The organism is Streptomyces sp. NPDC058691 (assembly GCF_042714775.1).
Classification (GTDB): domain Bacteria; phylum Actinomycetota; class Actinomycetes; order Streptomycetales; family Streptomycetaceae; genus Actinacidiphila.
Window position 1 is genome coordinate 32,960 of sequence record NZ_JBHXSO010000059.1, and the last position, 12,583, is coordinate 45,542.

The window sequence follows — 12,583 nt, forward strand, 5'->3', positions numbered from 1 at the left end:
TGGCCCCCGCGGGTCCCCCGGGCCCCCAAGCCCACGGGTCCGGATGCCCGCAGACGGGTGACGGGGATATCGTCCCGTTATGGGAGACCCCCGGTCTCGCCGGCCCGGCGCTCCCCGGCGGCCAGCGCTCGCGGTGTCTCCGTCAGGGGCCGCTGGATGACGGGCGGGCAGCGGACGGGACCGGGCGCCGCGCGGGCGGCGGCCGAGCTGGACCGGGCGCTCGCCGAAGCCGTCCGGGCCACCGGGTCGCACGCCGCGGCCGTGTTCCTGCTGGTCCGCGAGGAACAGGCGCTGCGCATGGAGGTGGTGACCGGCCTCTCCTCCGGCGTGGTGAAGCCATGGTCCCGGCTGGCGCTGGCGGCGCCCGTCCCGGTCGCCACGGCCGTCCGCGAGGGACGCCCGGTGTGGGTGCGCGGCCACGCGGAACTCGCCCGGCGGTTCGCGCGCACGGCGTACGCGCTGCCCTACGACCTGGCCATGAACGTCGTGCCGCTGTCGACGGACGGCACGGTCTGGGGCGCTCTGCAGATGCTGTGGCCCGGTACGCGGGCCGAGCGGCTCACACCGGCCGAGGAGTCCGCCATAGCCTCGGCCGCGGAGCGGATGGGCGCGGCGCTGGGCCGTGCCGCGGCCGAGGACGACGCCTTGCGTCCGGCGGACGCGCCCCGCGTCCTGCCCCCCGAGCCGCCCGCGCGGCGGCCGGCCGACGAGGCCCAGGCCGCCGCCGAACTCACCGAGCGGCTGGAGGTGGGGATGTTCGCCCTCGACCTGGAGGGCCGCTTCACCTTCCTGAACGCCCGCGCGGCGGAGCTGCTGGGGCGGGCGAAGGACGACCTCATGCACACGCGTCCCTGGGACGCCCTTCCCTGGCTGAACGACCCGGCGTTCGAGGATCCCTATCTCGGCGCCCTGTTCAGCCGCCTGCCCTCGAAGTTCACCGCCCTGCGCCCACCGGACCACTGGCTGTCGTTCCTGCTGAGCCCGGACGCCACCGGCATCAGCGTCCGCGTCCGGCCTTCGGGGGCGCCCGAAGGGAACTCGGCGTGGCCCTCGGCCCCGTCGGCGACGGCGCCCTCCCGGGCCGGCGCGTTGTACCACCTGCTCTACATCTCGGCCGGGCTCACCGAAGCGGTCGGCCTGCGGGACGTGACCGCGGCCGTGAGCGACCAGATCATGCCCGTGCTCGGCGCCGACGGGTTCGGGCTGCTGACCGCCGACGAGGGACGCATCGAGATACTGGCCACGCGCGGGTTCTCGCCCAGCAGCACCGCGTACTTCGAGCACCTGCCGCTGGCGGCCGGCAGCCAGGGCGCACAGGTGGTCGAGACGGGCGTGCCCGCCTTCTTCTCCCGGCCGGACGAGCTCCGCCGCGCCCACCCGGACATCGCTCTCTACCGGGAGATGGACGGCTGGGCGTTCCTGCCGCTGAACGCCTCCGGCCGGACGATCGGCTACTGCGTCCTCGGCTATGCCGAGGGCCGCCCGTTCGGACCGGACGACCGCGCCGCGCTCACCTCGCTCGCGGGCATGATCGCCCAGGCCCTCGAACGCGCCAGGCTGTACGACGCCAAGAATCTGCTCGCGCGCGGGCTCCAGAACGCCCTGCTGCCGCGGTCCCTGCCGGGCGTCCCGGGACTGCGGGTGGCGGCGCGCTATCTGCCCGCGACCCGCGGGATGGACATCGGCGGGGACTTCTACGACCTGATCCGCCTCGACGGTTCCGCGGCGGCCGCGGTGATCGGCGACGTCCAGGGACACAACGTCGGTGCGGCCGCCCTCATGGGCCAGGTGCGCATGGCCGTCCACGCCCACGCCAGCACCGGCGCTCCGCCCGGCGAGGTGCTGGCACGCATCAACCGGCTGTTCGAGGACCTCGAGACCGACCTGTTCACCAGCTGCCTGTACGCGCGGCTCGACCTCCCCCGACAGCGGGCGACGCTGGCCAGCGCGGGGCACCCGCCGGCGATCGTGCGCCACCCGGGCGGCGGCGCGGACATCGTGCGCGCGCCGGCGGGGATCCTCCTCGGCATCGAGGCCGACGCCGTGTACCCGACCGCCGAGATCCCGTTGCCGCCGGGGGCCGTCCTCCTCCTGTACACGGACGGCCTCGTCGAGCGCCCCGGCACGGACATCGGCACCGCCGTGCGCGATCTGGCGGACCGCCTCGCCACCGCCCCGGCGGACTCCCTCGACGTGCTCGCGGACGGTCTGATCCGCGAGGCGCGGAGCACGGACCAGGGCCGGGACGACATCGCCCTGCTGCTGGTCGGCCCCGAGGCGCGCGGCCGGTGACGCGATCCGGGCCGCGCGCTCCGCGGGACGTCCCGTCAGCGCACGCGGCGGCGCAGACGGCGGCCGACGAGGACGGCGCCGGCACCGGCGACCAGGGACATCCCGGCGATGCCGCCGAGACCGGTGAGCTCACGCCGGGGCTCGGCCGCACCGGTGGCCGCCAGCGAGGGTCCGGCGGACCCGGACGCGGACCCGGACCCGGACGCGGTGGCGGCCTGCAGGATCAGGTCGGTGACGGCGTCGGGGTGGGCGATCAGGGAGACGTGGCAGGAGTTGATCTCCACCGTGTGCGAGTGCGCCCGGCGGGCCTGGAAGCGCTCCTGCTCCGGGTTGATGGTCATGTCCTGGCGGCCGACCAGGGCCCAGGACGGGATGGTCTTCCAGGCCGCGACCTTGGCCGTCTCGGAGAACGCGGTGGTGGCCGCGGGCCGTTGGGTGACGCCCAGCAGGTCGGCCTGCCTTTCCGGCAGGCAGGCGGCGAAGACCGGGTACACCTTGTCGCGCTTGAGGTACAGGTCGGTGCCGCTCTGCCCGTGGCCCTCCTGGTAGGGGACGGACCTGGTCGCGGTGCCGAGGGCGCTGGGGAACCGGGCGGCCAGCGACGCGCCGCTCTCCCCCACGTCCGGCATCAGGGCGTTGATGTAGACCAGCGCCTTCACCTGCGGGTGGCCGGCCGCGGCCGAGCTGATCACGGCGCCGCCGTAGGAGTGGCCGGCCAGCACGACTGGGCCCTTGATGCTGTCCAGCACCGACGAGATGTACGTCGAGTCGTTGTACAGGCCGCGCAACGGGTTGGCGGGTGCCATGACCGTGTACCCGCGGCGTTCGAGTCGTTCCGCGACCCCGTTCCAGCTGGAGCCGTCCGCGAACGCCCCATGGATGAGGACGACGGTGGGCTTGGTACGGCTCGTGTCGCCGTCGGCGGCGGCCGGGGCGGCGGTCGCGGCGCACAGGGCCGCGGCGCACGCCGCCGCGGCGAGATGGGAGCGCCTTGCGTACCGCCGCGAGCCGAGGACCGGAGATGCCGTCATGCCGTTCTCGCTTCCCTTGAGGCCTATGGCACACAGCGTTCACGCGGCGACGGGTCCGGGCCCGGCCACGTTGTCCGACCGGGTGACGACGGCGGGGCATCAGGGTGAACGCGGCCCGCCGGGCGGCTCGGGGAAGCGGCCGGTCCCTCCGCCCGGCCGCGGCGGGGTCAGGGCCGGTAGACGGCGCCGGGAGCGGGGGTGCCCGGGGCGAGCAGCTGCGGGACGGTGACGAAGGTGAAGCCGCGGCTCCTGAGCTTGTCGATGATGCCGGGCACGGCGGGCAGGGTGCCCCGGTAGCCCGGGGAGTCGCCTGTGGGGACGAGGTCGTGGAGCAGGATGATGCCGTCGCGGCCGGCCTGGTCCAGGACGCGCTTGGTGATCAGGGCGGAGTCGCTGGTCGCGTAGTCCTTGGCGGTGACGCTCCACAGCACCTCGGAGATCCCCATCTCGCGGGCGATCCCCTGGACGGTGTCGTCGGTGCGGCCCTGGGGCGGGCGCATCAGCGTGGGGCGGTGGCCGGTGAGACGCTCGATCGCGTCGTTGGGGCGGCTGAGCTCCTCGCGTATCCCGTCGGCGTCCAGGTCCGTCAGGATCTTGTGGTCCCAGGTGTGGCTGGCCACCTCGTGGCCCTCCGCCGCCATCCGCTTGACCATGTCGGGGTGGCCCTCGATGTGCTTCTTGCCGCCGAGGAGGAAGAAGGTGGCGTGCACCTGCTTCTCCTTGAGGACGTCCAGCAGCCGGGCGGTGTTGGCGCTCGGCCCGGCGTCGAAGGTCAGGGCGATGCACTTGGCCTTGCGGCAGTCGACGCTCCCGAAGTGCCCGGTGCCGTGGCTGCCCGCCGCGTCGCGCACAGCGCTGGGGGTGGTGGTCTCCACCCGCGTGCAGCCGGTCAGCGTCAGGGTCAGGGCCACCGTCGCGGCCCCGAGGGCCATGACGGTACGGCGGACTGCCGCCGAGGCGGGCCGGGGGGATGCGGACGAGCGCCCGCGCAGACTGGAGAAGTGCATGCCGGGACAATACACATGACGTATACAGGGAATTCATAGTGGGGTCACCGTCCGGCCGCCGGCCCCGGGCGCACGCCCGGCTAGGCCTGGGGCGGGGCCGTCGTGGACCGGGGGGTGAGGCGGGCCGGGAGGACGGTGGTCTCGGGGACGTCGTCACCGGTGAGCTTGGCCATGAGCAGGCCCACGGCGCGGGTGCCGATCTCGGCCGTCGGCAGGGCGACCGACGTGATGGGCAGCGGGGTCTGCTCGGCGATCTCGTCGGGGCAGATCGCGGTGACCGAGATGTCCTCGGGCACCCGCAGTCCCATGGCGGTGAAGGCGTCGATGAGGGGCTGGGTGATCGGTTCGTTGTGGACCACGACCCCCGTCAACAAGGGCTGCTCGCGCAGGAGTTGTTCGGCCATCGCCCGGGCGGCGGCGGGCGTCTCCGGGCACGGGTGCACGCTGGAGCGCAGGCCGAGCCGGTCGGCGGCGGCCGTGAAACCGGCCGCGACCCGGCGGGCGAAGCCGGTGCCGCGGACGTAGACCTCGGGGGGTGAGCCGACGAGGGCCACCGTGCGGTGGCCGAGCGAGGCGAGATGCTCCACACAGGCCTCGCCGGCCCCCGCGAAGTCCAGGTCGACGCAGGTGAGCCCGGCCGGGTCGGACGGGAAGCCGATGAGCACGGACGGGCGGTCCAGGGTCCGCAGCAGCGGGAGCCTGCGGTCCTCCAACTCGACGTCCATGATGATGAACGCGTCCGCCATGGCGCTCTCGGCGACCCGCATGATGCCCTCCTCCCCCTCGCTCTGGGTGAGGAGGAGGACATCGTGGTCGTGCTCACGGGCCGCGGTCAGCACGGAGGTCGCGAACTGCATCACCACCGGCACGTGGATGCCCTTGCGCAGGGGCAGGACGAGACCCAGCACCCGTGACCTGCTGCTGGCCAGCGAACGGGCACCGGCGTGCGGCCGGTAGCCCAGTTCACGGATGCTGTTCTCGATGCGCTCCCGGGTCTCCGGCGAGATCGGCCGTTTGCCGCTCAGCGCGTAGCTGACGGTGCTCGGGGACACCTGCGCGTGCCGCGCGACATCGGTGATCTTGACCATGAGACTCCCTTGTCCCTTGTCCCTGTGCCTTGTGCCTTGTGCCTTGTGCCTTGTCTGTCCCTTGTCTCCGGCTAGACGGACAGGTCCAGCGTGAGCACCGCCGTTCCCGCCGCCGCACGGGCGGAGGGTCCGCCCGCGACCTCGACGCCCCACGGGAAGCGGGCGTCGGAGGTCTCGGCCCGCAGCGTGGCACCGTCGCGGACGACGGTGATCTCGGCCGCGGTGGCGCCGTCCTCGCCCGGGATCCGGACGAGGGTCCGGGAGCCGTCGGCGGGCTCGAAGACCCTGACGGTCACGTCGTCCGCCCACACGTAGTCGGGGCGGCCGGTGACCGCGCCGACCGGAATCGCGGCGCCGGGCCGGGCCAGCAGCGGCACGCCGAGGTAGTCGTACGTCTCGCGCACCCAGCGCGGGCCGGTGACCCGCTCGCCCGTCGTGAAGTGGGTCCAGGTGCCCTCGGGCACGTAGTACGACACCTCGCCGCTCGCGGAGAACACCGGCGCCACCAGCAGGTCGCCGCCGAGCATGTACTGGCGGTCCAGCGGCGCGCAGCCCGGGTCGTCGGGGAACTCCAGCACCATGGCGCGCATCATCGGGACGCCCTCGGTGTGCGCCTGGTGGGCGGCCCCGTAGAGGTAGGGCATGAGGCTCAGCTTGAGCTTGGTGAAGTGGCGCAGTACGTCCACGGCCTCCTCGTCGAACAGCCACGGCACGCGGTAGGACGAGGAGCCGTGCAGCCGGCTGTGCGAGGAGAGCATGCCGAAGGCGGTCCAGCGCTTGAAGAGACCCGCGTCCGGCAGCCCCTCGAAGCCGCCGATGTCGTGGCTCCAGTAGCCGAAGCCGGACAGGCCGAGCGAGAGGCCGCCGCGCAGCGACTCGGCCATCGACTCGTACGTGGACTCGCAGTCGCCGCCCCAGTGCACCGGGAACTGCTGGCCGCCGGCCGTGGCCGAGCGGGCGAAGAGCACGGCCTCGCCCTCGCCGCGGTGCCCGCGCAGCACGTCGAAGACGGTCTTGTTGTAGAGCTGCGTGTAGTAGTTGTGCATGCGCTCGGGGTCGGAGCCGTCGAAGTACGCGACGTCGGTGGGCACGCGCTCGCCGAAGTCCGTCTTGAAGCAGTCCACGCCCATGTCGAGCAGCGCCTCGAGCTTGCCCGCGTACCAGGCGCAGGCGTCGGGGTTGGTGAAGTCGACCAGGGCCATGCCGGGCTGCCACAGGTCCCACTGCCACACGCTGCCGTCGGGGCGCTTCAGCAGGTAACCGGCGGCCTTGCCCTCGGCGAACAGCGGGGAGCGCTGGGCGATGTAGGGGTTGATCCACACGCAGATGTGCAGGTCGCGCTCCTTCAGCCGTCGCAGCATCCCCTCGGGATCGGGGAAGACCCGCGGGTCCCACTCGAAGTCGCACCAGTTGAACTCGCGCATCCAGAAGCAGTCGAAGTGGAAGGCCGACAGCGGCAGATCACGCTCGGCCATGCCCTCGACGAACCCGGTGACGGTCTGCTCGTCGTAGGAGGTGGTGAACGACGTCGTCAGCCAGAGCCCGAAGGACCAGGCGGGCGGCAGGGCCGGCCGGCCGGTGAGCGCGGTGTACTTGCGCAGGATCTCCTTCGGCGAGGGGCCGTGGATGACGTAGTACTGCAACTGCTGGCGCTCGGCGCTGAACTGGACGCGGGAGACCTGCTCGGAGGCGACCTCGAAGGAGACCTTGCCGGGGTCGTCGACGAAGACGCCGTAGCCGGCGTCGGTCAGGTAGAACGGGACGTTCTTGTAGCTCTGTTCGCTGCTGGTGCCGCCGTCGGCGTTCCAGATGTCCACGGTCTGGCCGTTCTTGACCAGCGGCCCGAAGCGCTCGCCGAGGCCGTAGACGGAGGTGCCGACGCCGAGGCGCAGTTGCTCGCGGACGTGGTGGCCGCCGTCGGCGGTGCTCATCAGCGCCATCGCCTTGACGTCGCTGCTGGTGAGCGTGCGGCCGTCGGCGTCGCGGAACTCCATCCGCCACTCGCCGTCGCGGGCGAAGCGCACGCTCAGCTCGCCGGAGGTGAGGACGGCTTCCTTGTCGTCGACGGTCACCACGGGCTCGTGCGGCCGCTCGTGCAGCTCGAAGTGCGGGCCGGTCCCGACGCCGCCCTCGAAGTGGGTGACGCGTACGCCGATCACGCCGGGCATCGGCGCGGTGCAGTCGACGGTGACGACCGGGCCCTTGAGGGTGTCGCCGCGGTGCCGGATGTGCTGGGTGGGCGCGTAGATCCGCAGCGTGCCGTTTCCGGGGACGGCATCGAGGACCTCTGCCGGATACGCCGCCGTGACGCCTTCGCGCAGCAGCCAGTATCCGTCGGTGAACTTCATGGAGATGCCTTTCCCGGTGGATGCCACCGGCGTTCTCGGTACGTGTGGGAGGCATGGGGGGCTCTGCCTCCGGCCCGGGGAGGGAGGGCGGGAGGCAGAGCGGTGGGCGGGGCCCGCGGGGCGGTGGTCAGCCGCCCCGCGGGCGGGCGGTGGTGACAGGCGCGGCCGGCGGCCGGGTCACTTCACCGCGCCCACGGCGATGCCGCGGGTCAGGGTCCGCTGGAAGACCAGGAAGAAGACGATGGCGGGCAGCGCGCCGAGCAGGCCGGCCGCGTTGGTCATCGTCGCGTCCATCAGCCGCTGGCCCTGGAGGACACCGAGCGCGACCGAGACGGTCTGGTTGTCGTTCGACGGCAGCATGACCAGGGGCAGCAGGAACTCGTTCCAGGTCCAGATGAAGAAGAAGACCATCAGGACGCCGAGCGTGGGCCGGCTGATCGGGACCACCATCCGCCACAGGATCTGCCAGCTGTTGGCGCCGTCGATCCGGGCGGCCTCGATGACCTCCTTGGGGAACGCTCCCAGCACGGAGGAGAGCAGATAGGTGCCGAACGCCGCCTGGATGACGCTGAAGACGATGATCAGGCTGACCCGGGTGTCGTAGAGGCCGACCTGCTTGGCCAGGTAGTACAGCGGGTAGACCAGGGCCTCCTGCGGCAGCACGTTGGCCAGCACGAAGAAGCCGAGGATCCACGCGCGTCCCTTGATCCGGCCGATGCCGATCGCGTACGCGTTGAGCACCGACAGGACGACGCCGAACACGGCCACCAGGCCGGAGATCAGCACCGAGTTCAGCAGCATCTGCCCGAAGTCCACCCGCGTCCAGAAGTCCGAGAGCGCGTCGAAGTGGAGCCCGTGGGGCAGGGCGAGCGGGCCGTGCGCGGAGTAGTCGGCGGGCGACTTCAGCGCGTTGTTGAGCACGATCAGGAGCGGCAGCACCATGAAGATCGCGCCGAGGATGATCGCCACCAGTACGGGGTAGCGCTTTGCCGCGGTCACTGGGCGTCCTCCGCGCGGGTCTGGAAGCGCAGGCCGACCATGGTCAGCGCCAGGATGATCAGGGTGAGCACCGTCGCGATCGTCGAGCCGTAGCCGACGTCGGTCTTCTCGAAGAACGTGGCGAACGAGAAGTACGACGGCACGATGGTCGCGTCGGCCGGTCCGCCCTTGGTGAGGACGTACACGGCGCCGAAGACCTTGAGCGCGGCGATGGTGCACCAGAGCATCACCACGTAGATCTCGGGGCGGATCTGGGGCAGCGTCACATGCCAGAAACGCTGCCACCAGTTCGTCCCGTCCAGCTCGGCCGCCTCGTACAGCGCCGGGTCGGCCCGCTGGAGCCCCGCCATGAAGATCACGACGGGGAAGCCCAGCTGCACCCACACCATCACGGCCATCACGCTCCAGAGCGCGAACTTCGGGTCGCCCAGCCAGTCCTGCTGGAGCGAGCCCAGGCCCACCGCCTTGAGCACCTCGTTGAGCGAGCCGTTCTCGGGGGCGAGGATCCAGCTCCACACGATGCCGGCGACCGTGATGGGCAGGACCTGCGGCAGGTAGAAGCAGGCGCGCAGCACGCCGGCCAGCTTCGATCCGAAGTGCTTGCCGATGAAGTCGAACAGGGCCGCGGCCACGACGAGGCCGATGGCGGTCGGGACGACCGCCATCGCCACGACCATGGCGAGGCTGTGCCGGAAGGACTCCCAGAAGCGCGAGTCCTTCATCAGTTCCCGGTAGTTGTCCAGCCCCGCCCATGCCGGGGAGCCGACGCCCTGCCAGTGCGTGAAACTGAAGTAGATGTTCATCACGAACGGCACGACGATGACCGCCAGGAAGGCGATGACACCGGGGATCAGGTACAGCGCGTAGGGGTTGCGCAGCCGGAGGGGTCGGGCACTCATGACGTGGGCGCACCCGCGTCATAGGCCTTCTGCAGCTCGTCGAGCACCGCGTCGGGGCTCGCGCTGCCGGTGATCAGCTTCTGGGTGGCGGAGACCAGCACGTCGTAGAAGCCGGGGACCGGCCAGTCCGGGTAGAAGGCCAGACCGTCCTGGGACGAGACCTTGTTGAAGTTCTCGATCAGTTCCTTGGAGCTGGGGTCGGTGATCGCCGTGGGCTCGGCCGCGACGGGGACGCCGCCGTTGTTGCCGAGGGTGTTCTGGATCCCCTTCTTCATCGTGATGTCGATGAAGTCGTAGGCCAGTTGCTTGTTCTTGGCGTTCTTGGGGACGACCCACAGGTTGCCGCCCGAGCCGAGGGTGAGCTTGGACTCCGGGAAGAGGAACGAGCCCCACTGGAACTTGTTCTCGTCGCGGAAGCGCCCGTACCACCAGCTGCCCGAGAAGAAGATCGGGGCCTTGCCGCTGATGAAGGAGACGCCGGCGTCCTCGGCCTTGGCGCCGCTGGTCGTCTTGGCGATGTAGCCCTTCTTCACCCAGTCCGACAGGGTGTTGGCGGCGTACGTCCAGGCGGCGTCGTGGAAGTCGGTCTTGCCCTTGTAGAGCTCGAAGGCGTCGACCCAGCTGCGGTCGGCCTTGGTCAGCGCCAGCTGGTACAGGTACTGGTGGGCCGGGTACTCCGCGCCGCCGTTGGCGAGCGGGGTGATGCCCTTGGCCTTGAAGGCGGCCAGCGCGTCCTCGAACTGCTGGAACGTGGTGGGGACCTGCACGTTGTTCTTCTTGAACAGGTCCTTGTCGTAGTACACCATCGTGTACTCGCCGAAGTTGGGGATGCCGTACCAGTTCCCTGAGCCCATGACGCCCTTGGCGTCGTAGCGGCTGGTGGTGGTCACGCTGGGGCTGAGCAGCTTGTCCCAGCCGTACTTGGTGACCTGCGGGGTGAGGTCGGTGAGCAGGCCCTGCTTGGCCAGCAGTCCGGCGGTGGCGTTGCCCTTGTTGTACTCCATCACGTCGGGCGCGTTGCTGGAGTTGAGGACCATCGACGCGGTCTTCTGGACCTGCTCGAAGCCCTTGGCCTCGAACTCCACCTTCACGCCCGGGTGGGTCTTCTTGAACTCCGCTATCGCCTGGTCCCAGGCGACGCCCATCGCGCTGTTCGGGGCCTCGTAGTGCCAGAGCTTGAGGGTCTTGCCGTCGCCCTCCTCGCCGCCGGAACCGCCGCACGACGTGATGAGCAGGACGCCCGCCAGGGCAGCCGCCGCGAGAGCTGCCGGTCTGCGCACCTTCAACATTGAAGTGACCTCCACCTGGGCTGTACGAACGGAGAGACGCCCATCGAATGGATTCGATGCGACGCGTCGAAGCGCTTCGACGCAGGACCGTATGCAGGGTCAGGTCATATGTCAATGGTGTTAACAAATCAACGACCAGCGATTTCCGGCGGGCAGCCGGGAGCAGGTGAGCGGCACCGCCGCCACCCCGACCGCCGGTCCCGGCTGCCGCACGACGCGTCCAGCACCGGTGGCGAAGCGCTTGCCGCGCCTCCCCAGTTGCGGGCTTTCGTCGCTCCCCCTCTGCGACCATCGGGTCCGTCGGGGGTATGTCCGGTCCGGTGACCGCGGACCGGGTCCGCGGGGGCGGTAAGAGATCCGGCTCGGCCGTACATCTCCTGGTTGACGGACGAAACCATGGAGGTGCAGTGAAGCGACGACGAACAACCTCCGGCGGCCCCGCCGGGCACGAGGCGCTGGAGGCTCTCTACACGGCTCATGCCGACCGGGTCCTCGGGTATCTGCGGCACCGCACGGACCAGGAGACAGCCCAGGAAATCCTCTCGGAGACCTTCGTACTGGCCTGGCACAAGTCCGGCGCCGTCCCTGATGACGCCCTGCCGTGGCTGCTCGCCTCGGCCCGGCGGCTGCTGGCCAACCGGGTACGGTCCGACCAGCGGTACCGCGCGGCGACCGAGCGCCTGGCGACGCTGGCTTCCCGGCCCGGCAGCGTGGAGATCGCGGACGCGATAGGAACGCGTTCCGAGGTGGCCGCCGCTCTGCTGGCGCTCTCCGAACAGGACCGGGAGGCACTCCTGTTGAGTGCCTGGTACGACCTGACGGCCCGGCAGGCGGCCGTGGTCATGGGCTGCACCGCCACCGCCTTCGCCGTACGCCTGCATCGCGCGCGGAAGCGCTTCCGGGCAGCACTGACCGCGCTGACCGAAGCGGACCACGCACCACACGTCCCCGGCACGCGCCGCCACCCCCACTTCGCCCAGCGGGAGTCAGCATGAAGAAGACCGTCATCACGCCGCGACACGCGCCCGATCTCGCCGCCGTCCGGGCCGTGCGCCCCGACGACGACGGCACCGACGGCTGGGCGGCGTCCGCCGCGGGCCGGCGCGTGCTGCACGAGATCCTGCGCCGCACCGAGGAACCGCCCGCCACGGGCCGCGCCCGGAGCCGACGCCGCCTGTTCCTGGTGGCCGGGGTCGCGGCCGCGCTGTTCGGGGGCGTCAGCACGGCAGCGGTGGCGACCCTCGGGCCGTGGGGGGAGGACGGCAACAGGGTCATGTGTGCTCGCACGTTGGCGGCCGAGGCAGACCTCAGTGAACTGCCGTCGGAGGCCAAGAAGGACTTCGATCCGCAGGACGCCGCTCGTTCCTGCGCGACGGCCTGGAACCGGATGTGGCAGGGCAGCCCGCAGCCGGCCCGGTTCGCGGCGTGCTACCACCCGATCGCGGGGCCCGATCACGGCGAGTCCTCCGGCACCGACGGGCGTGCGCGACTGGGCGGGCCGGTCGTCTATCCGGCCGACGGATACCCCACGGACGAGGCGGCCTGCGCGGCCATCGACTCCAGGCCCGTCGTGGGCGGTTGAGGACGGCGCCGACAGGGCGAGGGGCGGAGCGCATCCCGCGCTCCGCCC

General features: G+C 71.3%; 10 protein-coding genes. 3 read left to right on the forward strand and 7 right to left on the reverse strand.

The window, feature by feature from the left end; genetic code table 11:
- The first annotated feature begins 156 nt into the window (after positions 1-156).
- Complete coding sequence (locus ACFWVC_RS31595; protein ID WP_384295300.1) at positions 157-2,292, forward strand: SpoIIE family protein phosphatase; 2,136 nt, start codon at positions 157-159, stop codon at positions 2,290-2,292.
- 35 nt (positions 2,293-2,327) lie between these two features.
- Here the strand turns inward: ACFWVC_RS31595 and ACFWVC_RS31600 are convergent, their stop codons facing one another.
- The 7 genes from ACFWVC_RS31600 to ACFWVC_RS31630 all read right to left on the reverse strand — a co-directional run bounded on the left by ACFWVC_RS31600 (position 2,328) and on the right by ACFWVC_RS31630 (position 10,953).
- The gene (locus ACFWVC_RS31600; RefSeq protein WP_384295303.1) at positions 2,328-3,323 is read right to left on the reverse strand and encodes an alpha/beta fold hydrolase; all 996 of its coding nucleotides are present in this window, start codon (positions 3,321-3,323) and stop codon (positions 2,328-2,330) included.
- Between the two features lie 167 nt (positions 3,324-3,490).
- A complete protein-coding gene (locus ACFWVC_RS31605; protein ID WP_384295340.1) occupies positions 3,491-4,255 on the reverse strand; it encodes a polysaccharide deacetylase family protein in 765 nt (254 codons plus the stop codon).
- A gap of 155 nt (positions 4,256-4,410) precedes the next feature.
- A complete protein-coding gene (locus tag ACFWVC_RS31610) occupies positions 4,411-5,418 on the reverse strand; it encodes a LacI family DNA-binding transcriptional regulator (RefSeq protein WP_384295306.1) in 1,008 nt (335 codons plus the stop codon).
- Between the two features lie 71 nt (positions 5,419-5,489).
- Entirely contained in the window at positions 5,490-7,766 is a 2,277-nt protein-coding gene (yicI, locus tag ACFWVC_RS31615) for an alpha-xylosidase (RefSeq protein WP_384295309.1), read from the reverse strand.
- Positions 7,767-7,943: 177 nt separating this feature from the next.
- Positions 7,944-8,708, reverse strand: a complete 765-nt coding sequence (locus ACFWVC_RS31620) for a carbohydrate ABC transporter permease (RefSeq protein ID WP_384295343.1) — start codon at positions 8,706-8,708, stop codon at positions 7,944-7,946.
- A 53-nt stretch (positions 8,709-8,761) separates the two neighbouring features.
- On the reverse strand, positions 8,762-9,664 hold the full coding sequence (locus tag ACFWVC_RS31625) for a carbohydrate ABC transporter permease (RefSeq protein WP_384295311.1): 903 nt from the start codon (positions 9,662-9,664) through the stop codon (positions 8,762-8,764).
- Positions 9,661-10,953: an extracellular solute-binding protein gene (locus tag ACFWVC_RS31630; RefSeq protein WP_384295318.1), complete on the reverse strand. Its 1,293-nt coding sequence runs from the start codon at positions 10,951-10,953 to the stop codon at positions 9,661-9,663. Before ACFWVC_RS31630 ends, ACFWVC_RS31625 begins: the two co-directional genes overlap by 4 nt.
- A gap of 407 nt (positions 10,954-11,360) precedes the next feature.
- Between ACFWVC_RS31630 and ACFWVC_RS31635 the strand changes: the two genes are divergently transcribed.
- Positions 11,361-11,948 carry an RNA polymerase sigma factor gene (locus tag ACFWVC_RS31635; RefSeq protein ID WP_384295322.1) on the forward strand — a complete coding sequence of 196 codons (588 nt, stop codon included), beginning with the start codon at positions 11,361-11,363 and terminating at the stop codon, positions 11,946-11,948.
- A complete protein-coding gene (locus ACFWVC_RS31640) occupies positions 11,945-12,535 on the forward strand; it encodes a hypothetical protein (protein ID WP_384295326.1) in 591 nt (196 codons plus the stop codon). The genes ACFWVC_RS31635 and ACFWVC_RS31640 overlap by 4 nt, the downstream gene beginning before the upstream one ends.
- Positions 12,536-12,583: the final 48 nt, after the last annotated feature.

Coding starts and splice junctions, on each gene's coding strand:
- ACFWVC_RS31620 (WP_384295343.1), bottom strand. CDS start 8,708: ATGGTGCTGCCGCTCCTGATCGTGCTCAACAACGCGCTGAAGTCGCCC.
- ACFWVC_RS31630 (WP_384295318.1), bottom strand. CDS start 10,953: ATGTTGAAGGTGCGCAGACCGGCAGCTCTCGCGGCGGCTGCCCTGGCG.
- ACFWVC_RS31595 (WP_384295300.1), top strand. CDS start 157: ATGACGGGCGGGCAGCGGACGGGACCGGGCGCCGCGCGGGCGGCGGCC.
- yicI (WP_384295309.1), bottom strand. CDS start 7,766: ATGAAGTTCACCGACGGATACTGGCTGCTGCGCGAAGGCGTCACGGCG.
- ACFWVC_RS31610 (WP_384295306.1), bottom strand. CDS start 5,418: ATGGTCAAGATCACCGATGTCGCGCGGCACGCGCAGGTGTCCCCGAGC.
- ACFWVC_RS31600 (WP_384295303.1), bottom strand. CDS start 3,323: ATGACGGCATCTCCGGTCCTCGGCTCGCGGCGGTACGCAAGGCGCTCC.
- ACFWVC_RS31640 (WP_384295326.1), top strand. CDS start 11,945: ATGAAGAAGACCGTCATCACGCCGCGACACGCGCCCGATCTCGCCGCC.
- ACFWVC_RS31625 (WP_384295311.1), bottom strand. CDS start 9,664: ATGAGTGCCCGACCCCTCCGGCTGCGCAACCCCTACGCGCTGTACCTG.
- ACFWVC_RS31605 (WP_384295340.1), bottom strand. CDS start 4,255: ATGGCCCTCGGGGCCGCGACGGTGGCCCTGACCCTGACGCTGACCGGC.